Consider the following 20,830-nt stretch of genomic DNA (forward strand, 5'->3'; position numbering starts at 1 on the left):
GCGTGCGACGACGAGACCTACCCGAACCGGTGATCGTAGCGCTTGATCGACAGCTCCTTGGTGTCGATCTCGGGCTTCTTGCCGGAGAGCATATCGGCCAGCACCCGGCCCGAGCCGCAGGCCATGGTCCAGCCGAGCGTGCCGTGGCCGGTGTTGAGGTGCAGATTGGCGAACCGTGTCGCGCCGATCACCGGCGGGCCGTCCGGCGTCATCGGGCGCAGGCCGCACCAGAAGGTGGCCTTGGGCAGGTCGCCGCCGCGCGGAAACAGATCGGTCAGCGAGTGGTCCAGCGTCGCGCGCCGCGCATCGTAGAGCTTGGTCGAATAGCCCGAGATCTCGGCGGTGCCGCCGACCCGGATGCGATCGCCGAGCCGGGTGATCGCGACCTTGTAACTCTCGTCCATCACGGTGGACTCAGGCGCGCCGCTCGCGTCCTTGATCGGCACCGTGATCGAATAGCCCTTCACCGGATAGACCGGCAGCGAGATGCCGAGCGGCCGCACCAGATGCGGCGAGTAGCTGCCCAGCGCCAGCACGTAGGCATCGGCGGTCATCAGGCCGGCGCTGGTCGCAACGCCGGTGATGCGGGTCGTATCCGCGTTCAGGCCGTCGATGCCGACATTGAAATTGAAACGCACGCCGATCTTCTCGGCTTCCAGTGCGAGCGCCTGCGTGAACATGTGGCAGTCGCCGGTCTCGTCATGCGGCAGCCGCAGCCCGCCGGCGAATTTCTGCTTCACGCCGGCCAGCGCCGGCTCGGCTTTGATGCAGCCGTCACGGTCCAGCACCTCGAACGGCACGCCGTATTGCTTCAGCACGGCGATGTCGTCGCCGGTGTGATCGAGCTGGGCCTGCTCGCGAAACAGCTGCAGCGTGCCCTGCGCGCGCTCATCGTAGCGGATGCCGATCTCGCTGCGCAGCGCCTGCAGGCAGTCGCGGCTGTATTCCGCGATCGGGATCATCCGGCTCTTGTTCACCGCGTAGCGCGACGTGGTGCAGTTGCGCAGCATCTTCAGCAGCCAGAGCCACATCACGGGATCGAGCTTCGGGCGGATCACCAGCGGACCGTGCTTCATCAGCAGCCACTTCACCGCTTTCACCGGCACACCGGGGCCGGCCCAGGGCGACGAATAGCCCGGCGACACTTCGCCGGCGTTGGCAAAGGAGGTTTCGAGCGCGGGCTTCGGCTGACGGTCGATCACCGTCACCTCATGGCCGGCGCGCGCAAGATAATAGGCCGAGGTGACGCCGATCACGCCACTGCCGAGAACAAGGACCTTCACTTTTCCTCACATCCTGCAGCGAAAACGCAATCGCCGCTGCGAAACCACTCTGCTTCGCAACGGCGACAGCAATTTGTAGAGCTAGCTAAAGATTAGCTAGCAATTATCAGGCCACGCGCTTGATGGCATCGCTGAGGATCGAGACGATGTCGTCGATATGCGACTTCTCGACGATCAAGGGCGGCGACAGCGCCAGCGAGTCGCCGCTCATGCGGAAGTAGAGGCCGCGATTGAAGCAATCGACCATGACGTCGTAGCCGCGCGCACCGACGGCACCATCACGCGGCGCGAGCTCGACCGCGCCCATCAGGCCCTGATTGCGGATGTCGACGACGTTGGGCAGGCCCTTGAGCGAATGCAGGCCATCGCGCCAGTAATCGGAGAGCGAGGCGCCGCGGGTCAAGAGACCCTCGTCCTTGTAGATGTCGAGCGTGGCAAGACCTGCGGCGCAAGCCACCGGATGCGCCGAATAGGTGTAGCCGTGGAACAGCTCCATGGCGTTGTCCGGGCCGACCATCAGCCCGTCATGGACCTGGCGGCTGGCGAACACCGCGCCGCACGGCACGGTACCGTTGGTGATGCCCTTGGCGGTCGTCATCATGTCCGGCGTCACGCCGTAGAAATTGGCGGCGAACGGGGTGCCGAGGCGGCCGAAGCCGGTGATGACCTCGTCGAAGATCAGCAGGATGCCGTGCTTGGTGCAGAGCTCGCGCAGGCGCTGCAGATAGCCCTTCGGCGCCGGCAGAACCGCGGTCGAACCGGGCACCGGCTCGACGATCACGGCCGCGATGGTGTCGGCGCCATGCAGCGCGACCATCCGCTCGACGTCGTCGGCGAGCTCGGCGCCGTGATCCGGCTGGTCCTTGGCGAAGGCGTTGCGGGCGAGATCATGGGTATGACGGATATGGTCGACACCCGGCAGATGGGTCGCGAACTGGCGGCGGTTGGCGACCATGCCGCCGACCGACATGCCGCCGAAGCCGACGCCGTGATAGCCGCGCTCGCGGCCGATCAGGCGGGTGCGGGTCCCCTGCCCGTTGGCGCGATGATAGGCCAGCGCGATCTTCAGCGCAGTGTCGACCGATTCAGAGCCCGAATTGGTGAAGAAGATCCGATCCAGCCCCTTCGGGGCGATCTCGGCGAGGCGCTCGGCGAAATCGAACGCCAGCGGGTGGCCCATGTTGAAGGAGGGCGCGAAGTCCAGCGTGGAGAGCTGGCGCTCGACGGCGGCCGCGATCTGCGGGCGGCCATGGCCGGCGTTGACGCACCAGAGACCGGCGGAGCCGTCGATCACCTGCCGGCCGTCGACCGAGGTGTAGTACATGCCCTTGGCGGAGGAGAACAGCCGCGGCGCTTTCTTGAACTGCCGGTTGGCCGTGAAGGGCATCCAGAACGAATCGGTCTTGATGGTGTTCGGAATCTGATGAACGGTCACGGCGGCGCTCCATTGCTGACTGCGCCTAGTCGGACCACTCTTCACGGCACTCAACAAGTCCTTTTCTGTCGCACGGCAAGCCATTGATCTTGTTGAGGCGGTCTGCGACTATTTGTTCGATCCGCAACACCTGCAACAGGGATCTTCCATGAGCGTCGACATCGGCGGTCGGCTTCGATTCATCCGCGCGCGGCACAAGCTGTCGCAGCGCGAGCTCGCCAAGCGCTCCGGCGTGACCAATTCGACGATTTCGCTGATCGAATCCAACCAGATGAACCCGTCGGTCGGCGCGCTCAAGCGCATCCTCGACGGCATCCCGATGGGGCTTGCGGAATTCTTCGCGATCGAGCCGGAGCGGCCGCGCAAGGCGTTCTACCGCGCCGACGAGCTGACCGAAATCGGCAAGAAGCCGATCTCCTACCTCCAGATCGGCGACAGCCTGTTCGGACGTGCGTTGCAGATCCTGAAAGAGCGCTACGAGCCCGGCAGCGACACCGGCCGGGTGCCGCTGGTGCATGAAGGCGAGGAAGGCGGCATCGTGGTCTCGGGCCGGCTCGAGGTCACGGTCGACGACGAGCGGCGGGTGCTCAATGCCGGCGACGCCTATTACTTTGAAAGCCGCCGCCCGCACCGCTTCCGCTGCATCGGTGCCAAGCCGTGCGAGGTGATTTCGGCCTGCACGCCGCCGACATTTTGAACCCGGCGCGGGCGCTGCGCGACCCAAGCCGCAAGGGCCGCATGTCGCGGCCTTGCGGGTGACGTCGATGCCTTGCTCCCCACGGCTTGCGGCCGCCGTCGCGGCCATCTCGGTCCTTGCATCAGGCGCGTCGGCTGCGATGGACGATTTCCTGCGCGCATCGAGCAGCGCGCCGACCGCGATCAGCCTGTGCGGCGACGGCGGCGACGCCCGGATCAAGACCGCGGACTGCAAGAAGGCCGGCTACGACAAGCTGGTGGCGCAGATCGACAAGGCGTTCGATGCGGCGCTCCCCAAGCTGCCGGCGAATGTCAGGCCGCTGTTGAAGCGCGACCAGGCCTGGTTCAACGAGATGATCATCGATGCCGCGGACGTGCTGGCCGATGCCGACGAGGACGAGCTGAAAGCAAGTTTCGCCGCGACCTTGCGCCGCCGCGCCGCCGCGCTTGAGGGCATGGCATCCGGCCGTCCGGGCCTGTCAGGCAACTGGGTCAATGCCTTCGGCCACCTTACGCTGACGCCGACCGAGGGCGGCGCCTATCGCCTCGCCGCCGATCTGCGCGGCGACTATGGCGGCGATCGCAGGCGAACCTGCAAGCTGACGGCCGATCTGAAGCCCTCGGGGACTGCCTGGCTCTCCGGCCCCGTGCTGATCGAGGTGGACGCATCCACCGACAAGCCCAAAACCAAGATGGCGACCGACGCCGCCGCCTCAAGCAAGCCGCCGTCAATCAAACTTCGCCGCCAGGGCGACACGCTGCGGATCGTCGGCACCATCGATGACGAGGAGTTTGACGGGCTCAACGACTGCTCGTCGATGTGGCAGGTCACCGGCAGCTACTTTGCCGCCGGCAAGGATGCGGCATCCGACAAGGCCGACACCGCATTCATCGCGCCGACCTTCGACTGCACCAGGCCCGAGACCGCGACCGACGAGGAAATCTGCGCCGATCCTGATCTGGCCGACAACGACCAGCGGCTGAACCGCGCCTGGAAGGCACTGCAGCCGCGGCTCGACGAGGCGACACGGCGCGCGCTGATCGACGACCAGCGCAACTGGGTGAAGAGCCAGACCGAACAATACCCGGAATTCCTGCATCCGGCCTGGAACAAGCAGAGCTCGCAGGTGCACTTCACCGTCGACGCGCGCGATCACGTCAACGGATTGCAGCGCGAACGCCTGGCGCTGCTCGAAGGCTTTGACGACAAGCGCAGCGGGCTTGCCGGCATCTGGCTGGCCTATAACGCCGTCATCAAGGTCACTGTTGAGAAAGACGGCACGCTGAAGGCGACCGGATGGAAGTGGGACCAGGGCGACTGGAAGGCCGGCTGCGACTACGAGATGACGGGCAAGGTGGTCGGCGGCGCGTTCCGCTCCGACGAGCAGCGCAAGAATCCGGATACGCTCGAGCGCGACCATGCGATGCTGATCGTCAACCGGCAGGACGATGCCTTCGCCAAGAAGCGCACCGGGAAGGATGGCACCGAAGACAGCGCGGACGAGGCAAAATGCAAGCGCCGGCTCGACAACTCCTCGGCCGCGCGGCTGTTTCCGGCCCGTCCGTCGCCCGACATCGACAATTTCAAGGGCTCGATCAGGTAGCGGCGCGGCCGGACGGGTGCGGCATCACAGATTGCGGGTCTGGTGGTCGCCATAGGCGATCACGAACGCGACCGTCGCGAACATCATGGTCACGGCGATGACGACGAGAATGGTATCCAGGGTCATGACGGTCCTCCAAGATTGGCAAAGCAAGGTTAGTGCGCCGGCCGGAGGAAGCCTTGCGGCAGATCAATTTTCGACGGGAATCGATCGCGCGTGAAACCACGCCGGATTTGCCGCGTAAGCTCAGGGATCGACCAGGGAGCCTTCCGATGCGCGCGATCGCCCTCATTGCCGCCGTTCTGTTCGCCATCGCTGCGCCGGCCATGGCCGACGATGTCGGTGCCGCGCAGGACGTAATCCGCGCCCAGGAACAGGCGTTCGGCCGCGACGACGCCGCGGCGGCCTATTCCTATGCCGCCCCCGCGATCCGGCAGATCTTTCCGCAGGCCGATCTCTTCATGTCGATGGTGCAGAACCAATACGCGCCGGTCTATCGCCACAGAAGCTTCGAGTTCGGCGAGGCGCGTAGCGAAGGCGACCAGATTGCGCAACGCGTTCACATCGTCGACGCCAATGGCGAGGCGTGGGAGGCGCTCTATACACTGGAGCGGCAGGCCGACGGCAGTTTGAAGATCACCGGCTGCTCATTGCTGAAGGCCGGTCAGGCGGTGTGATCGCACGGTTCGGGTCCGCAACGGTCACCCGAAGACAGTCGCTTCAGGACAAGCCCTTTCTCAGCCGGAGCCTGTCTTCAAGCCAGTCGAATATGACTTCATTGGCCAATGTAGGGTTGTCGATATGCCCCTGCATGGCGGCGGTTTCGGCACGCCGGAACAGGATCAGACTGGCGTCGCGATGAATGCTGCTCAATTGGTTGCCGAATTCGATCAAGGCGCCTGGAAGGAGCCAGCCGCCCTCACCCGCGGTGACGAGGAGCGGACAATCGATGCTTCGCGAGATCGCATTGGCTTCATCGAGCCATCCGGCCTGCTCACCGTCGCCGGCTTGCCGATAAAAGAAACTCTTCTCGTGCGAGTCCCAGATTCCGGCGTCGCAAACCGCCGCGGCAAACCGGGCATCACTAGCGGCTGCCCGGGCGACCAGGGACGAGTTGCAGGCGTCCGCCACGATGGCGATCCGCGTGCTGTCGACACCGGGCTGCTCCGAAAGAAAGTCGAGGACGCGGCTCATCGCCGCTTCGAACTTGTGGCCCTCGAGCCGTTCCGGCGACAAGGCCGTCTGCGTCCCCAGCAGATCCACGACGAGAAGCGCGAACCCGCGCTCGCTGGCATGACCTGCGTATTTGGTGATCAATTCTTCCTTGTAGGAACCTGGCTCGCCAATGCACACGATGACGGGTCCGTCGTCGCGCAAGGTTGACGGCAGGTAGTAGGCCTGAAGAGACAGGTCTTCCGTCCAGGGAATCGAGAGCACCTGGCCGGCCGGAACCCGGGTCTTCAAGAAGCTGGTTGCGCATCGCCGCATGCCGTCGACGGCACGGTTCAGCCAATCGTTGGCATATCCGGGAGGCCTTACAGCGGCGTGAAAGTAGGTGGTCGCCCGAAGCCAGTTGCGGCGGGCGGTGACCAGATTGTTGTTCAGCAACGAAAGCTCAGCTCTCGCCTCGTTCAGTTCCGCGGTCTTGATCCACTCTTCCGACCACGAGTTCTCTGATGCGAGGTTTATCTTGCTCAAAGTCAGCCAGCATTCGGAGACCGTCGAGCCGCCTTCCTGTGCGGCAGCCAGAAGCTTGATGAACTCCGCCGACAGATCCTCGCGATCCGGCCAGGCGGGCCAGCCCTTGTCATCGAACTCGACGCTGCTTGACGAGGCTCCACGCGCCCCACAATGCTCATGCATATTTCGTCAACTCGTTCGCACCCGGCTCCGCTGCCGGTACGCGTGAAAGGTACGAGTCCGCCCGTTGGAGTCGACGAGCCGCCGCTTCGGTCGCCGCGAAAAAACTGGCGCCGAAATCGCAAACGCCAATCACGCGGCTCTCCCAAGAAATTATTCCAATTGGGCTTCATATAATTGAAGTAATTCGGCGGCGGCAAATGTTGATATGGCGGCGCAGGAATGCGTTGCGCTTATGCCTGAGGGCCGAATGTTGCTGCAGCAATCGTTGCCGAGCAAATGCTCGGTCATGTTCCGGATGCCATCGACTCACTTTGTCTCGTGTGGCGAACTTGCCGTGGCGCGCTCACGGGATCGCGAGAACCGGCACGCCGCCACTCACTCGGCCGTGACTTCGCAACGCAGGTCGCTCGACGCGCGTCGGCACTGCGCAGGCTTATCCCGGCACCGCTAAGCGGATGCGTTGTCGCCGTCGTCCTGCATCGCCAGCGCCCGATCGCTGGACCTGATGAAACGCTCGACCAGCCCAAGCTCCGGATCGCGCGACCATGCCGCTTCAAATGAAAAACCTCCGGCAGGGCATTGCCGGAGGTTCTGGAGGTTTCATGAAGAAGTCTGATATCTCCCTCGTCATGGTCGGCAGAGCAACCGACACCCAGTTTGTACATGATAGACTAATGTTAGTAAATCATACAACAGACTCTTCTTTCAAAATCAAAGCCTCGACAGTTTCCCATCGAGGCTTTGGGTCGCGATCAAGTCCGGATCAACCGGGCTTTACCAGTTGCGCTGCGCGCGCAGCAGCAGCATGTAGGTGTCCTGGTTGCTGAGAGAGTAGACGGCGGCCGGCTTGCCGATCGCGGCGCTACCCGGATAGGTGATGGTGCCGGCGTAGTTCTGATCCAGATGGGTGTAGGTGAAGTCAGCCGAGAAGGTCAGGTTCTTCACCGGGGTCCACTGGGTCTGCGTACCGATCTGAGCAATGCTGTAGTCGGGGTTGCACGAGGTCAGATTCGACGTGGCGCCGATCAGGACGCCGAACGATCCTCCCACGCCAGTCCCGCCGGGGCCGCAGATGTAGCCTTTGGCGGTGCTGTTGTAGTTAACCTGAGCCCACGCACCGTAGACGCTGGTGTTCCAATAGGGATTCCAGTTGTGGACGTATGCACCGCGCACGCCGTACGTCGTGATCAGCTGCTGCGAGCCGCCGCTGACGAACACGCTGTCCGGCGCGATGCCGAAGCCGATGCTCTGGTAGGCACCGGGAACGCTGGTGTTGCCGAAGTAGGTGAACGCACCGGCACCCGAGAGATCCTGGATGTTGTAGCGCGTTGCGCCGTTGGTATAGACGCCCTGGACGTTGATGGTGTCGCCAGGTCCGGTCGGGATGTTCTTGATCGACAGGGCCAACTGACCCGCCCAACCCCACTTGTCGTCCGGATGACCGGTCAACTCGGTGGCGCCGTAGTAGGCCGCGTGATTGTCATGCGCCGCGAACGACGCCTGGAACAGACCCCAGGCCTGGTCGACGCGGAGAGACGCGACCAGATCCGGAGCGATCGTGCCGGCATAGTCGCTCGCGCCGTAGGGACCGAGAGCGCCGGTACCGACCACACCGAGATTCTGCACGCCGGCCTGATAGTAGGCCGACTGATCCTGGGCCGACAGAGACAGCGACACGCCGTTGCCGAACTGCGCGGTGTAGGTGAACTGGTTCACACCGGTGATCGTGCCGCCGCCGCCGACGAGACCGTCGAAGTTGTTGCCCGGATAGTTGGCCCACGGCGCCGAGAACTGCGACACCGCTTTACCCATGGTGAAGCCGGCGAACTGGATGAAGGCGTAGTAGACGCCGACCGTGCCGGCGGCGACACCGCCTGCACTTGCGTTGTTCGGGGCAGCAGACGTTCCGATCGGCGAGTAGACCGTCGAGCCTGCTGCGGCGCCCGCGCCATAGCTGTCCGAGGTCCAGCTGAAGGTCGCATCGAAGAAGGTACGAACCACGCCGTATTCGGTCGCGGTGCGGGTGTCGACGTTCAGGTCTTCGCGCGAGCGCCAGGTGTAGCCGTTGGTGAAGCGGTTCTGTGCGCCGCCAGCGCCGGCGTAGTTGCCGGTGTGGTCCGAGTTGGTGTTCGCCAGAACGTCCATGCGCAGGTAGCCGCCCAGCTTGATGCAGGTGTCGGTGCCCGGAATAAAGTAGAAGCCCGGACCATAGAGCGAGCAGACCTTCACGTACTCGACTGCCTTGGCCTTGACCGGAAGGTCGGCCGCCATGGCTCCACTGCTCGCGGCGAGAGTTGCCACCGAGCCCAACAAAAGGCCCTTTACGATCTTCATGCTATCCTCCAAGTGATGCCTTGCACTGCTGGCAAAGCGACAAACGTTCCCCTCCCGAAAACCGCTGCGGCGCAGCCATTTTCAAGATGCTCGTGGTCAACTCGGCCACTGCAGGCGTGAGATGGTGGATGCCCCCATCTACGACGGGGAACAATGCAAGCGAGTAGTCACATATTCAACTTATATTAGTTAGTCATTCTATGTTTGCGCAGCCATGTGTCATTCAGGCAACGCATCGACGAACATTTTCGTCACGGCGGCCGCTTCAAAAATTGCTCGATACTCGATATCTGTGAAGATGAATTTTTGTTAAGGTGCGTCATGACCGAGCGCAAATCGACCGACAAACTGCAGGACGCGGCTGAGCGATTGGCTTGGGAAATCGTGTCGACCAGCATCCGGCTCGACGAGTTGCGCAGCATCTGGGCCAAGATGATCGGAATCACCGGTCCGCAATGGATGATCATGACGGTGCTGGCGAATGCCGAGGACCGCAGCGTCGGCCTGCCGGTCGGCGCGGTGTCGAGGGCACTGCGCGTCGATCAGTCGTTTGTGGTGACGCAGTCGAAGCTGCTCGAAAAGAAGAACCTTGTGCGCCGCAAGAGCTCGACCGAGGATGCCCGGGTCGTGAACCTGTCACTGACCGAGCACGCCAAGAAGCAGATGGCGAACCTGTCCGCGCAACGCAAAGAGTTGAACGAGTTCGTCTATTCCGACCTCGATCTGCGGGAGTTGCTGCAACTGACCGGCAAGATGGATTCCATCAAGAGCCGCCTGGAAAAGGCGATCGCTAGGATCTCGGTCGATCTTTAGGACGTTGCCGAGATCCCGCTTCACACTTTGCGCTTACGCGGCCGTTCCGGTCCGGATCATGCTCTTATCTGAGCATGATCTCCTCGGAAAACCGCTTTGCACTTTTCCGGATCATGCCATCGCCAGCCGCTGCCGCGACCGCATCAGGAGCAGCAGGATGATGCTGACATTGAGCAGGTTCCAGGCCAGGCCATTGGCGAAGGCCGCGGCATAGGAACCGGTGGCGTCGAAGATCACGCCCGAGATCCAGCCGCCAAAGGACATGCCGAACACCGAGGCGAAGATCACGATGCCGATCCGGGTCGCGGCCTCGGAGGCCGGCATCGCCTCGCGCACGATGATGGCGTAGCTCGGCACGATGCCGCCCTGGAACAGGCCGAACATCGCCGAGATGACGTAGAGCGAGGTCAGGCTGTCGAAGAACAGGTAGAACAGCAGCGCCGCGCCCTGCGCGATCGAGCCGATCAAGAGCGTGCGGATGCCGCCGATCCTGTCGGCGAGGAAGCCGGAGCCGATCCGGCTGATGATGCCGAAGCCCAGCATCAGCGACAGCATCTCGGCGCCGCGCGCCACGCCGTAGCCGAGATCGCCGCAATAGGCGACGATGTGAACCTGCGGCATCGACATCGCCACGCAGCAGGAGATCGACGCGAGCGACAGGATCGCGGTGAGTGCGTTGGTGGAGAGCCGCATGTCGACCCGCGGCGGCGCCGCGTTGACATGGCTGCGCCGGGTCGCCGCCCCCATCAACAAACGCAGCACCACGAGCGCAAGCGCCATCGCGATCGCGGTGAAGATGCCGATCGCGATATGGGTGGTGCGCCAGCCGATGCTCTGCATCCCGAAATTGACCAGCGGCGGCCACACCGTGCCGCCGACGTAATTGCCGCTGGCGGCGATCGCGACCGCGAGGCCGCGGTAACGCTCGAACCAGTGCGAGGCCTCCGCCATCAGGGGACCGAAGGTGGCGGCCGACGACAGGCCGATCGCGAAATGCAGCAGGATGAAGGCCCAGATCGACAGCGCGTAGCCGGCGCAGATGTAGCCGAGGCCGAGAATGCCGATCCCGGCGCCGATCGCAGCGACGATGCCGTAGCGATCGCTGATCTTGCCGGTCACGACCTGGCCGAGGCCGAAGCCGAGCATCACCATCGTGAAGGCGAGCGACGCCGTTCCGCGGGTCGCGCCGAAGTCGGTCTGCACCGCCGGCAACGCCACCACGACCGACCACATGCCGACGCTGCCGAGCGAGCCGATCACCACGGCTACGGCAAGGCGCAGCCATGCCCGGCGCGAGTCGGGAATAAACACTGCGGCTTCAGGGGAAAATTCAGAAGAAATTACCACGGCACGCGGAACTTCGACGGCATTTGCCTCCGGGTCAAGCCACATTGCCGAGAGATTAGGCATGCGCCAGCAAGGGGACGCGCCGCTTTCACCGGCGCGTGAAGCGCCTCAATTGCCGTAGTTGGGATCCTGCGCCTGGAACGGACCGCACTTCGCGCCGATGCCGAAGCGCTGATCGAAATCCACAGTGCCGCCGCCGACCGGTATGCGGGTCGGCGGCAAGCCGCGCGTGTACTGGTCGACGGTGACGGACTTCTTGTCCGCGCTCATCATCACATGCACCGGCTCGAGGTCCTTGCCCTTGTTGAACTCGGTCAGATCGAGCGTGTAGTAGCCGTCCGCCGTCTTGCCCGCGGCCATGCCGCCATGCGGCGCAAAGACGACGGATTGCGGCAGGTAGACCTCCATCAGGACGCCGTTACCCTTGCAGGCGATCATGCGGATCATCCAGGCCCGGTCGTCCGGCAGCGTCACGGCGGACGCCGGCGCCGACAGCAGCGCGATGGCAGCAGCAATGCCTGCTGTCATGGTTCGACCTGCCTGGTTCGACATGGATGCCTCTGGCGGCTGATGGCGTTGCTGGCGTTTGGTCGGCGGCCGGGCCGCGAAAGTTCAGTCTGCATCGTGCACCGCAGCGGTCGCAACGGACCGATCAAGCGGGAATATCATCCGTCGAACCGCGATCCATGCTGATGAGAAAACTGCTACAATGCGAGCCGGTTCACATTGGCGGCTCGCCGTCCGGACCTATCATCCCGCCCGGATGGCGCGCAGCTCGCAAGGTATGCGGATCGAAGCGCACATCGTCGGAGGATCGTCATGCATTCGTCGTCAGCAGAGTGGTTACCCGTTGCGTCGGCGCCGTCGGACCGGGAGCTTGAGGTCTGTGTCCTCGACTATGACGGCATGGTGCACGCGCTGATGTTCCCGTGCCACCGGGACGGCGCCGAATGGGTCGATGATGCCGGCAGCAGGCATCTCGACATCCAGCCGACGCATTGGCGCAGATGGATGCTCTCAGCCAATTGACGCCGCCATGATCGGTCTCGGCCAGCCGACGCCGACCTCGCTCCGGTCCGGATATTGAGCTAGACTTGCCACGTGAGGTTCAAGGGTGGGCCAGGAGGCTCGTCATGGAATCACACGTGATCCCCTTCGAAAATCGCTGGACCAACGGCAAGCATGCCTGGGAGTGGCATTGCGAGCTCGAGCGGCTGGGCGTGCCGACGGTCCGGACGATGTATTGCGAGCATGAGACGCACTATCGCGACGAGCTTGCCGTGGTGTTCGACATTCCCGCGGGCTTTGTCCACGACTGGCTTGCCTTCCACGACCGGCGCGCCGCCCGGCAGCAATTGCTGTGGCGCGCCAGCGTCATCACGCTCGGCCTCATCGCCGCATCGGGCGTCGTGCTCGGCGCGCTCAGGTAGAGGCAGCGAACCCGCCGCTGGAACGGCCGGGCGGTCCCCCCCGCCCCTCGCGGCCGAAAATCCCCTATGCCCGGCCCCTGCGACGACCCGCGCCCCCCGTAAAGCGCACTTGTTAACCCTTTGCTAACCATACACCCGGCAAGAATTGCCGAGTGAAGTCGAGTGTCGTCGAACGCGTCTAACGGGCGGAGATCCCCGTGAACGCCAGCGCGGTGCCTCACTTTCGGAACGGCGGCCCTGCGGCCGTCGCGCAGACGCTTGGCGGCCGCGGCCGCCAGTCGCGGGGGAGAGCGGCTACCATGGTCGACGTCACGGCGGGTCAGGGCACGGCAGGCAAGAGCGGATTGCCGAGCCTCGGCGAGATCGGCGACATCCTCAAGCGCGGCGATCTCGCGCTGGCGCTCGGCGTCCTCACCATCCTGGTGGTGCTGATCCTGCCGCTGCCCTCGATCGTGCTCGACCTGTTTTTGGCGGTCTCGATCACGATCTCGATCCTGATCCTGATGACCTCGCTATTCATCCAGGCGCCGCTGGAATTCTCGTCGTTTCCGACCATCCTGCTGATCTCGACCATGATGCGGCTGTCGCTGAACATGGCCTCGACCCGGCTGATCCTGAGCCACGGCCACGAGGGCACGGCGGCTGCCGGCCACGTCATCGAGGCGTTCGGCAACTTCGTGATGGGCGGCAACTTCGTGATCGGCATCATCGTGTTCGCGATCCTGGTGATCGTGAACTTCGTGGTCATCACCAAGGGTTCGGGCCGTATCGCCGAAGTCGCGGCGCGCTTCCAATTGGACTCGATGCCCGGCAAGCAGATGGCGATCGACGCCGACCTGTCCGCCGGACTGATCGACGAGAAGGCCGCCAAGGAGCGCCGCAAGGCGCTGGAAGACGAGAGCGGCTTCTTCGGCGCGATGGACGGTGCCTCGAAATTCGTCCGCGGCGACGCCATCGCCGGCCTCCTGATCGTCGGTATCAACATCGTCGGCGGCATCATCATCGGCGTCGCCCAGCAGGGCCTCTCCTTCGGTGAAGCCGCCCGCACCTACACCGTGCTGACGGTCGGCGACGGCCTCGTCACCCAGGTGCCGGCGCTGATCGTCTCGACCGCAGCCGGCCTCCTGGTCTCCAAGGCCGGCATCACCGGCGCCGCCGACAAGGCGCTGATGCGCCAGCTCTCCGGCTATCCGCAGGCGCTCGGCATGTCGGCCGGCGTCATGCTGGTGCTGGCGCTGCTGCCGGGCATTCCGACGCTGCCGTTCCTGGCGCTGGGCTCCGGCGCCGCGGCGCTGGCCTGGAACGCGCGCAAGAAGAAGCGGGTCGCCAACGCCGCCGAGGCCGCCGCCGCGGCCGCCCCCGCTGCAGCCGCGGCCGCCGCCGCTGCCGCCGCGGAAGAGCCGATCGCTGCCGCGCTGAAGATCGACGACCTCAAGATCGAGCTCGGCTACGCGCTGCTGCCGCTGGTCAACGGCCCCGACGGCACCGACCGCCTCACCGAGCAGATCAAGGCGCTGCGCCGCTCGCTCGCGATCGAGATGGGCTTCGTGATGCCAGCGGTGCGCATCCTCGACAATGTGCAGCTCGAGGCAAACAGCTACGTCATCAAGATCAAGGAAGTCGACGCCGGCACCGGCAAGATCTGGCCGAGCCAGTTCATGGTCATGGATCCCGCCGGCAACCAGGTACAGCTGCCAGGCATCCACACCATCGAACCGACCTTCGGCCTGCCGGCGACTTGGGTCGATGCCGGCCTGAAGGAAGAGGCTGCGCTGAAGGGCTACACCGTGGTCGACGCCGCGACCGTGCTGTCGACGCACCTGACCGAGCTGCTCAAGACCAACATGGCGGACTTGCTGTCCTACGGCGAGGTGCAGAAGCTGCTGAAGGACCTGCCGAAGGAGCAGGGCGAGCTGATCAAGGACATCGTGCCGAGCCAGGTCACGGTGTCGGGCATCCAGCGCGTGCTGCAATTGCTGCTCGCCGAGCGGATTTCCATCCGCGACCTTTCCACCATCCTCGAGGGCATCGCCGACGCGCTGGCGTTCTCGCGCAATCCGGCCACCATGGTCGAGCATGTCCGCGCCCGGCTGGCGCGCCAGATCTGCGCCCAGAACACCTCGCCGAACGGCTATCTGCCGCTGATCGCGCTGTCGGCGCGCTGGGAACAGGCGTTCGCCGAGTCGATCGTCGGCCAAGGCGACGACCGCTGCCTGGCGATGCAGCCTTCGAAGCTGTCGGAATTCATGACCGCCGTGCGCAACGCCTTCGAGCAGGCGGCGCGCGAGGGCGAGGCGCCGGTGCTGGTGACCTCGGCCGCGATCCGGCCGTTCGTTCGCTCACTGGTGGAGCGGTTCCGCTCGCAGACCACCGTCCTGTCGCAGGCCGAGATCCATCCGCGAGCCCGGCTGAAGACCGTCGGCAGCGTGTAGAGCTTCTTGTTTGGACGCGTTTTCTTCACGCGAACCGGCGTCCATCCCGCATCGAGTGCGGGACAGGCTTCGCTCGAAAACGCTGTAGCCGTCGCAAATCATTTGCGTTTTCGCCTGGGCTTTCTCGCCACAGGCAACTGATTTATGTGGAACAGTCCGGAACGGCCCTATCTGGGGTAACATGATCCGGCTTCCGAGCAAGTTACTGATATTACATCCAGTTAATGTGGATTTTGGGGCCGGAGACGGTTTTTGATCGCGCCCGATCACGTCTCATCACGCCCTTGTGATGGCCTCTAGGGAACGGAATCGGCAAATCCTACGTTGGTGGGGCACGAGACGTTGAACCGGGCAGAAGACCAAACCGACAGATTTACTGAGAGCAGGAAGGCGGCAGGAGACTTCCATGAACCACTCGATCTACAGCGCTGATCGTACGACGCACCTGAAGATTGTGGTCGTGGCCTTGGTCGCCGGTATTCTGGTCGCTGGTTTCGGCATCACCGCGCACAATTCGTCGGACGAGGGTTACACCCAGACGGCACGTGTCATGAAGGCCGGCAAGCCGGTCGCGATCACGAGCACGAGCAACTCGCTGGTCCGCTAACAGGAGAGTTTCACGAATTCACGTAGTGTTCTTTACAGCCCCCCAAAGTCGCTGCGTGGATATTTAAGACCCCCAACTACCCCCAAGTTGACTATCGAAAACGCCCGCTCCCCACGGGCGTTTTCTTTTTGTGCGGATGGGGCAGCTCAACTGCGCAGGTGACAGGTGGCGCACACTTGCCACGTCATTGCGAGCGAAGCGAAGCAATCCACTGTCACCGCTTGTACGGAAAGATGGATTGCTTCGTCGCTATCGCTCCTCGCAATGACGGAACCGTTCGCGATGTCCACGCGGGTTTATCGCGTCGAACCCGACGCAGGCGGCACGGTCTCGATCAGCTTGCCGGTGAAGATTGGCGCCGAAGTCGGCTGGCCATTCGGCGAACCGCCGGCCTGCTCGACCGTCACCGCGTAGGTGGCGCCGTTGATCACGTCGGGATCGTAGCCCGACAGCACCGGGCGCGCGGTGAAATCATCGGCGCCGATCACGCCGAGCGAGCGCGGCTGCGGCAGCCTGTCGGAGATCAACCAGAGCTCAAAGCTCTTGCCGGGCTCGGACGGAGCGCCGACCTTGCGCACGGTGAAATTCTTGGTCGCGCCGTCGATGGTCATGATGAAGGCCGGCCCGCCATTCTGTCCCTGCAGCAGCGCGACATACTGCGCCGACGGCGCGAGCGCCGGCGCCGGCGTCTTCACTTCCACCGTCTGGATGCGCGGCTTCGGACGGATCGCATTCGGCAACGCGTCGGGCCGGTAGATCTGCAGGCCGAGCGTGACCAGCAGCGCGGCCGCGATCGCGGTCGCCGCCGACGCGATGCCGCGCCAGCGCTTCACGCGGCCCGCAAGCGCGATCATGTTGGTGCTGTCGTTGACGCCATAACGTGGCTGGATTGGTGGCCGCCGAATCTCGGCCGGCTGTGGGATTTCTGATGGCTGAGCAGGCTCCGGATCGAACGCCGAGCCGAAACCAGGATCGTCGGTGATCGGCGGCGGCGTCACCGTCGCGGTCGGCGTCTCGGGCAAGACCAGCGGCGCCTGCGGCGCGCCGGCATGGCCGATCGCCGCCTTGATGTTTTCCCAGACCACCGGGCGCGGCTCGACCAGGCCGACCATCTGGTTCAGCGGCCCGAGCCTGAACTCCCAGGCTTGCACGAGCGCGGCGAACTCGGTGTCCACGGCCATCATGGTCTCGACCTGCGTGCGCTCGTCGGCATCGAGCGTACCGAGCGCATATTCCGCGGCGAGCGCGATATGGTCTTCGCTATAGGCCATCAATCAGAGTCCAAGACACTCCCGGATATCCATCAGGCTGCGGCGCAGCCAGGTCTTCACCGTGTTCACCGGTGTCTCGAACTTTGCGGCGAGCTGCTCGCGGCTCCAGCCGTTGTAATAGGCGAGCAGCACGAGCTTCTGACGATCGGGCTCCAGACGACCGACGCACTCCAGCAACCGCTTCAACTCTTCCGTCATTTCCCGCCGCGCCAGCGGATCGGGCGAGTCGGCGGCGACTTCCATCGCTGCAGGCTCATCTTCCAGCGAGGTTTCGCCTCGCTTGCGCACGACATCGATGGCGCGGTTGCGCGCGATCGACGCCATCCACGTGATCGGGGACGACAGGGCCGGGTTGAACTGCCCGGCGCTGTTCCAGATCTTGACGTAAGCCTCCTGAATGACCTCCTCGGCGAGGTCCTGACGCCGCAAGATACGGAGCACGACGCCAAAGAGTTTCGAGCGGGTCGCGGCGTACAGCCGCTCAAAGGCGGCCTGATCCCCCTTCGCGACGGCGGCGATCAGCCAGACGAGCTCAGCCGGCGTCAGCATTCAGCGCCCTCCAAGCCTGCATCCCCCAATCGCCCCTTTGCCACCGCGCCGCCGATCATCATCTGGTCCGCACCGGTGGTAGCATATTTTGGGACAGCACGATCCGCCAAGTGGCCGACGAGAGGCCTGCTTGTGGACAGCGCCCAGCAAAAAGCCCGGGCGATCGGCCCGGGCTCTCAAGATGGTCAGCGGAGGGAGCGAGGTATCAGGCGATGACGCCGAGCCGGGCCCGCATCAGGCCGATCGAATCCATGTCGGCTTGCTCGCGAGCGCTCTCCTCCGCGCGTTCGCGCGCCTGGTCGCGCTCGTCAAGCAGCTCGACCTTCTTCAGCTCCTCGAAGGCTTCCGACAGCAGCGCCTTGGCGTCGTCGAGCTGGGCACGCAGCTCGTCGGCCGAACGGGTCAGGTTCTCGCGGCGCTGGATCGCGGCCTTGGCGTAGGTGGGATAGGCGAAATGCGAGGGATCATTGATCCCGGCGCGCTCCTGCTCGGTCTGGATCTCGCGCTCGAGCTCGACGGACATGCGCTGGAAGTCGGCGATCATGCCTTCGATCTGGGTAACCCGACGGCGCTTTTCGTCGACCTGAAACTTCTTCAGGCGGATCAGCGTTTCACGTGACTTCATCGACTCATACTCCCCAGAAGTCCCAATTCTGAACGCGGGACAGAACCGGCTCCCCCCTGGGCCCCGCCGGCATAGCTATGGTGTGCCGGGGATGATGGCCTGACAAAGTTAGCGTTCCGTTTCCAAACCCGACAGGATTTGAGCGAGTTGCCGGTAGCCGTCGCCCAGGCTGGTCGCCTCGTCCTTGGCCTGGCGCAGGAAGCTTTCCAGCGGCTCGTGCAGCCGGATCGCCTCGTCGACCTCGGGGCTGGAACCCGGCCGGTAGGCACCGAGCCGGATCAGTTCCTCCATGTCGGCATAGGTCGCCATCACCTGCCGCGCCTTGTTGATAAAAGGCAGGAAGTCGGGGTCGGCGGACCGCGGCATGGTGCGCGAGACCGACTTGAGGATGTTGACCGCGGGATAGCGGCCGCGCTCGGCGATCGTCCGCTGCATCACAATATGGCCGTCGAGGATGCCGCGCACCGCGTCCGCGATCGGCTCATTGTGATCGTCGCCGTCGACCAGCACGGTGAAGATTGCGGTGATGGTGCCGACGCCGGTGCCCGGCCCTGCCCGCTCCAGCAGCTTCGGCAATTCGGTGAACACGGTCGGCGTGTAGCCCTTGGCGGTCGGCGGCTCGCCGGCCGAGAGGCCGATCTCGCGCTGCGCCATCGCAAAGCGCGTCACCGAGTCCATCAGACACAGCACGTCCTGGTCCTCGTCGCGGAAATACTCGGCGATGGCGAGCGTCAGATACGCCGCCTGGCGCCGCATCAGCGCCGGCTCGTCCGAGGTGGCGACCACCACGACCGAACGCGCCAGCCCCTCCTCGCCGAGATCCTCCTGGAGGAATTCCTGCACCTCGCGGCCGCGTTCGCCGATCAGCCCGATCACCGAGATCGCGGCATCGACATTGCGCGCCAGCATCGACAGCAGCACCGACTTGCCGACGCCGGAGCCCGCGAAGATGCCGAGCCGCTGGCCGCGGCAGCAGGTCAGGAAAGTATTAAGGCCGCGCACGCCAAGGTCGAGCGGCGGACCAACCCGCCTGCGCGAATGCGCCGGCGGCGGCGAGTTTCGGTAGGACATCGGCGAAGCGCCCTGCTGCAGCGGACCCTTGCCGTCGATCGGTTCGCCCATCGCGTTGACGACGCGGCCGAGCCAGGCCGGCGACGGCCGCACCTGGCTCGCCGCATTGGCGATCACCGCGCGGCAACCGCGCCTGACGCCCTCGAGCCCGCCGAACGGCATCACCACCGCGTTCTCGCCGGAGAAGCCGATCACCTCGGCCGGGATGAAGCGGCCGGCGCCGACGTCGATCACGATGCGGGCGCCGACCGACATCGCGTGAATGGGACCGGCGATCTCGACCATGAGCCCCCGGACGCCGACCACACGGCCATAAATATTGACGCCGTCGATGTCCCCGATCTGCTCCGCGAGCGCCTTCATTGCGAAAACCTTAAGTTTCCGCAATTTTGCGCCGGCCGCTTAACTTCGTGTTTACCCGCATCATTAATCATTGCGTCACTGTCTTTGGTGACTGAGGTCGCTCGCCCATCAGAAGAAGGGCGAGTCGCGAGAGTCGGTTAGGCCCGGCTCTTAATGTGGAAACTGAACGAGCGCGGTTAGGAAAAGCTTCTTCTACGCAATATCTTAGGGCGATTCGACAAAAATTGCACGGTTAGAGCTTGCGTCGAGGAATCAGTTTTTGTTAACCATATCTCGTCAGGATCCGAATCAGTTGTTCAAAGGCGTTTTGTGAGTGCCGCAAGTGCGGCCGACCTGACGCCCGGAGCGGCGACTATAGGGGACTGGCATGCGCGTTTTGCTGATTGAAGATGATAGCGCCGTCGCGCAGTCGATCGAATTGATGCTCAAATCCGAGAGTTTCAACGTCTACACGACGGATCTCGGTGAAGAAGGCGTCGATCTCGGCAAGCTTTACGACTACGACATCATCCTGCTCGACCTCAACCTGCCCGACATGTCCGGCTACGACGTGCTCAAGCAGCTCCGGGTTTCGAAGATCAAGACTCCCATTCTGATCCTCTCCGGCCTCGCCGGCATCGAGGACAAGGTCAAGGGTCTCGGCGTCGGCGCCGACGACTACATGACCAAACCCTTCCACAAGGACGAGCTGGTCGCCCGCATCCACGCGATCGTGCGCCGCTCCAAGGGTCACGCCCAGTCGGTCATCCAGACCGGCGATCTCGTGGTCAATCTGGACACCAAGACGGTCGAGGTCGGCGGTCAGCGCGTGCACCTCACCGGCAAGGAATACCAGATGCTGGAGCTGCTCTCGCTCCGCAAGGGCACCACGCTCACCAAGGAAATGTTCCTCAACCATCTCTACGGCGGCATGGATGAGCCGGAGCTGAAGATCATCGACGTCTTCATCTGCAAGCTCCGCAAGAAGCTCGCCAACGCCTCCGAGGGCCGCAACTTCATCGAGACCGTGTGGGGCCGCGGCTACGTGCTGCGCGAGCCGCACGAGGCCGACGAGCGCATTCCCGCCTGACCTTCTGGCCCGCAGCGTTCCGACTTCGCTTTCGACTT

19 protein-coding genes are annotated in these 20,830 nt (G+C 64.1%); 9 read left to right on the plus strand and 10 right to left on the minus strand.

The annotated features are described in order from the left end of the window. Positions 1 to 17: 17 nt before the first annotated feature. Both JQ573_RS38415 and JQ573_RS38420 read right to left on the minus strand, forming a co-directional pair. A complete protein-coding gene (locus JQ573_RS38415; protein ID WP_212316384.1) occupies positions 18 to 1,283 on the minus strand; it encodes a D-amino acid dehydrogenase in 1,266 nt (421 codons plus the stop codon). A 106-nt stretch (positions 1,284 to 1,389) separates the two neighbouring features. Next, complete coding sequence (locus tag JQ573_RS38420) at positions 1,390 to 2,718, minus strand: aspartate aminotransferase family protein (RefSeq protein WP_212316385.1); 1,329 nt, start codon at positions 2,716 to 2,718, stop codon at positions 1,390 to 1,392. A 148-nt stretch (positions 2,719 to 2,866) separates the two neighbouring features. Between JQ573_RS38420 and JQ573_RS38425 the strand changes: the two genes are divergently transcribed. The 3 genes from JQ573_RS38425 (at position 2,867) to JQ573_RS38435 (ending at position 5,695) form a co-directional block, all read left to right on the plus strand. Next, a complete protein-coding gene (locus JQ573_RS38425) occupies positions 2,867 to 3,415 on the plus strand; it encodes a cupin domain-containing protein (protein ID WP_018273259.1) in 549 nt (182 codons plus the stop codon). A gap of 67 nt (positions 3,416 to 3,482) precedes the next feature. After that, positions 3,483 to 5,018: a lysozyme inhibitor LprI family protein gene (locus JQ573_RS38430; RefSeq protein WP_212316386.1), complete on the plus strand. Its 1,536-nt coding sequence runs from the start codon at positions 3,483 to 3,485 to the stop codon at positions 5,016 to 5,018. A gap of 272 nt (positions 5,019 to 5,290) precedes the next feature. Continuing rightward, on the plus strand, positions 5,291 to 5,695 hold the full coding sequence (locus JQ573_RS38435; RefSeq protein WP_212316387.1) for a DUF4864 domain-containing protein: 405 nt from the start codon (positions 5,291 to 5,293) through the stop codon (positions 5,693 to 5,695). Positions 5,696 to 5,738: 43 nt separating this feature from the next. Here JQ573_RS38435 and JQ573_RS38440 read toward each other — a convergent pair whose 3' ends face one another. Both JQ573_RS38440 and JQ573_RS38445 read right to left on the minus strand, forming a co-directional pair. After that, entirely contained in the window at positions 5,739 to 6,881 is a 1,143-nt protein-coding gene (locus tag JQ573_RS38440; protein ID WP_212316388.1) for a dienelactone hydrolase, read from the minus strand. A 774-nt stretch (positions 6,882 to 7,655) separates the two neighbouring features. Next, positions 7,656 to 9,215: a porin gene (locus tag JQ573_RS38445; RefSeq protein ID WP_212316390.1), complete on the minus strand. Its 1,560-nt coding sequence runs from the start codon at positions 9,213 to 9,215 to the stop codon at positions 7,656 to 7,658. 321 nt (positions 9,216 to 9,536) lie between these two features. On the opposite strand from JQ573_RS38445, the gene JQ573_RS38450 reads away from it, so the two are divergent. Further along, positions 9,537 to 10,028, plus strand: a complete 492-nt coding sequence (locus JQ573_RS38450; RefSeq protein ID WP_212316392.1) for a MarR family winged helix-turn-helix transcriptional regulator — start codon at positions 9,537 to 9,539, stop codon at positions 10,026 to 10,028. Between the two features lie 111 nt (positions 10,029 to 10,139). Here JQ573_RS38450 and JQ573_RS38455 read toward each other — a convergent pair whose 3' ends face one another. Then, positions 10,140 to 11,339 (minus strand): MFS transporter, encoded by a 1,200-nt coding sequence (locus JQ573_RS38455; RefSeq protein WP_312011749.1) that lies wholly within the window; start codon positions 11,337 to 11,339, stop codon positions 10,140 to 10,142. A gap of 144 nt (positions 11,340 to 11,483) precedes the next feature. After that, positions 11,484 to 11,903: a hypothetical protein gene (locus tag JQ573_RS38460; protein WP_249132743.1), complete on the minus strand. Its 420-nt coding sequence runs from the start codon at positions 11,901 to 11,903 to the stop codon at positions 11,484 to 11,486. Between the two features lie 291 nt (positions 11,904 to 12,194). On the opposite strand from JQ573_RS38460, the gene JQ573_RS38465 reads away from it, so the two are divergent. From JQ573_RS38465 to JQ573_RS38480, 4 genes are all read left to right on the plus strand, one after another. Then, positions 12,195 to 12,404, plus strand: a complete 210-nt coding sequence (locus JQ573_RS38465; protein ID WP_212316398.1) for a hypothetical protein — start codon at positions 12,195 to 12,197, stop codon at positions 12,402 to 12,404. A 104-nt stretch (positions 12,405 to 12,508) separates the two neighbouring features. Then, the gene (locus tag JQ573_RS38470) at positions 12,509 to 12,805 is read left to right on the plus strand and encodes a hypothetical protein (RefSeq protein ID WP_212316400.1); all 297 of its coding nucleotides are present in this window, start codon (positions 12,509 to 12,511) and stop codon (positions 12,803 to 12,805) included. Between the two features lie 299 nt (positions 12,806 to 13,104). Next, a complete protein-coding gene (flhA, locus tag JQ573_RS38475) occupies positions 13,105 to 15,237 on the plus strand; it encodes a flagellar biosynthesis protein FlhA (RefSeq protein ID WP_249132744.1) in 2,133 nt (710 codons plus the stop codon). A gap of 406 nt (positions 15,238 to 15,643) precedes the next feature. Further along, positions 15,644 to 15,844, plus strand: a complete 201-nt coding sequence (locus JQ573_RS38480; RefSeq protein WP_092116406.1) for a hypothetical protein — start codon at positions 15,644 to 15,646, stop codon at positions 15,842 to 15,844. Positions 15,845 to 16,140: 296 nt separating this feature from the next. On the opposite strand, the gene JQ573_RS38485 is transcribed toward JQ573_RS38480, so the two are convergent. The 4 genes from JQ573_RS38485 to fliI form a co-directional block, all read right to left on the minus strand. Next, on the minus strand, positions 16,141 to 17,115 hold the full coding sequence (locus tag JQ573_RS38485) for an anti-sigma factor domain-containing protein (protein ID WP_212316403.1): 975 nt from the start codon (positions 17,113 to 17,115) through the stop codon (positions 16,141 to 16,143). Positions 17,116 to 17,118: 3 nt separating this feature from the next. After that, complete coding sequence (locus tag JQ573_RS38490) at positions 17,119 to 17,664, minus strand: sigma-70 family RNA polymerase sigma factor (RefSeq protein WP_212316404.1); 546 nt, start codon at positions 17,662 to 17,664, stop codon at positions 17,119 to 17,121. A 205-nt stretch (positions 17,665 to 17,869) separates the two neighbouring features. Beyond that, on the minus strand, positions 17,870 to 18,289 hold the full coding sequence (fliJ, locus tag JQ573_RS38495) for a flagellar export protein FliJ (RefSeq protein WP_021081901.1): 420 nt from the start codon (positions 18,287 to 18,289) through the stop codon (positions 17,870 to 17,872). A 108-nt stretch (positions 18,290 to 18,397) separates the two neighbouring features. Continuing rightward, positions 18,398 to 19,723: a flagellar protein export ATPase FliI gene (gene fliI, locus JQ573_RS38500; protein WP_212316405.1), complete on the minus strand. Its 1,326-nt coding sequence runs from the start codon at positions 19,721 to 19,723 to the stop codon at positions 18,398 to 18,400. Positions 19,724 to 20,090: 367 nt separating this feature from the next. On the opposite strand from fliI, the gene ctrA reads away from it, so the two are divergent. After that, positions 20,091 to 20,792, plus strand: a complete 702-nt coding sequence (ctrA, locus tag JQ573_RS38505; protein WP_016848562.1) for a response regulator transcription factor CtrA — start codon at positions 20,091 to 20,093, stop codon at positions 20,790 to 20,792. Positions 20,793 to 20,830 lie beyond the last annotated feature (38 nt).

It is taken from the genome of Bradyrhizobium sp. AUGA SZCCT0105 (assembly GCF_018129565.1).
In the GTDB taxonomy this organism is placed as follows: domain Bacteria; phylum Pseudomonadota; class Alphaproteobacteria; order Rhizobiales; family Xanthobacteraceae; genus Bradyrhizobium.

Excerpts from the sequence above, each read along its gene's own strand:
- JQ573_RS38425 (WP_018273259.1), top strand. The coding sequence starts at position 2,867 with ATGAGCGTCGACATCGGCGGTCGGCTTCGATTCATCCGCGCGCGGCAC.
- JQ573_RS38430 (WP_212316386.1), top strand. The coding sequence starts at position 3,483 with ATGCCTTGCTCCCCACGGCTTGCGGCCGCCGTCGCGGCCATCTCGGTC.
- JQ573_RS38435 (WP_212316387.1), top strand. The coding sequence starts at position 5,291 with ATGCGCGCGATCGCCCTCATTGCCGCCGTTCTGTTCGCCATCGCTGCG.
- JQ573_RS38440 (WP_212316388.1), bottom strand. The coding sequence starts at position 6,881 with ATGCATGAGCATTGTGGGGCGCGTGGAGCCTCGTCAAGCAGCGTCGAG.
- JQ573_RS38445 (WP_212316390.1), bottom strand. The coding sequence starts at position 9,215 with ATGAAGATCGTAAAGGGCCTTTTGTTGGGCTCGGTGGCAACTCTCGCC.
- JQ573_RS38450 (WP_212316392.1), top strand. The coding sequence starts at position 9,537 with ATGACCGAGCGCAAATCGACCGACAAACTGCAGGACGCGGCTGAGCGA.
- JQ573_RS38460 (WP_249132743.1), bottom strand. The coding sequence starts at position 11,903 with ATGACAGCAGGCATTGCTGCTGCCATCGCGCTGCTGTCGGCGCCGGCG.
- JQ573_RS38465 (WP_212316398.1), top strand. The coding sequence starts at position 12,195 with ATGCATTCGTCGTCAGCAGAGTGGTTACCCGTTGCGTCGGCGCCGTCG.
- JQ573_RS38470 (WP_212316400.1), top strand. The coding sequence starts at position 12,509 with ATGGAATCACACGTGATCCCCTTCGAAAATCGCTGGACCAACGGCAAG.
- flhA (WP_249132744.1), top strand. The coding sequence starts at position 13,105 with ATGGTCGACGTCACGGCGGGTCAGGGCACGGCAGGCAAGAGCGGATTG.
- JQ573_RS38480 (WP_092116406.1), top strand. The coding sequence starts at position 15,644 with ATGAACCACTCGATCTACAGCGCTGATCGTACGACGCACCTGAAGATT.
- JQ573_RS38485 (WP_212316403.1), bottom strand. The coding sequence starts at position 17,115 with ATGGCCTATAGCGAAGACCATATCGCGCTCGCCGCGGAATATGCGCTC.
- JQ573_RS38490 (WP_212316404.1), bottom strand. The coding sequence starts at position 17,664 with ATGCTGACGCCGGCTGAGCTCGTCTGGCTGATCGCCGCCGTCGCGAAG.
- fliJ (WP_021081901.1), bottom strand. The coding sequence starts at position 18,289 with ATGAAGTCACGTGAAACGCTGATCCGCCTGAAGAAGTTTCAGGTCGAC.
- fliI (WP_212316405.1), bottom strand. The coding sequence starts at position 19,723 with ATGAAGGCGCTCGCGGAGCAGATCGGGGACATCGACGGCGTCAATATT.
- ctrA (WP_016848562.1), top strand. The coding sequence starts at position 20,091 with ATGCGCGTTTTGCTGATTGAAGATGATAGCGCCGTCGCGCAGTCGATC.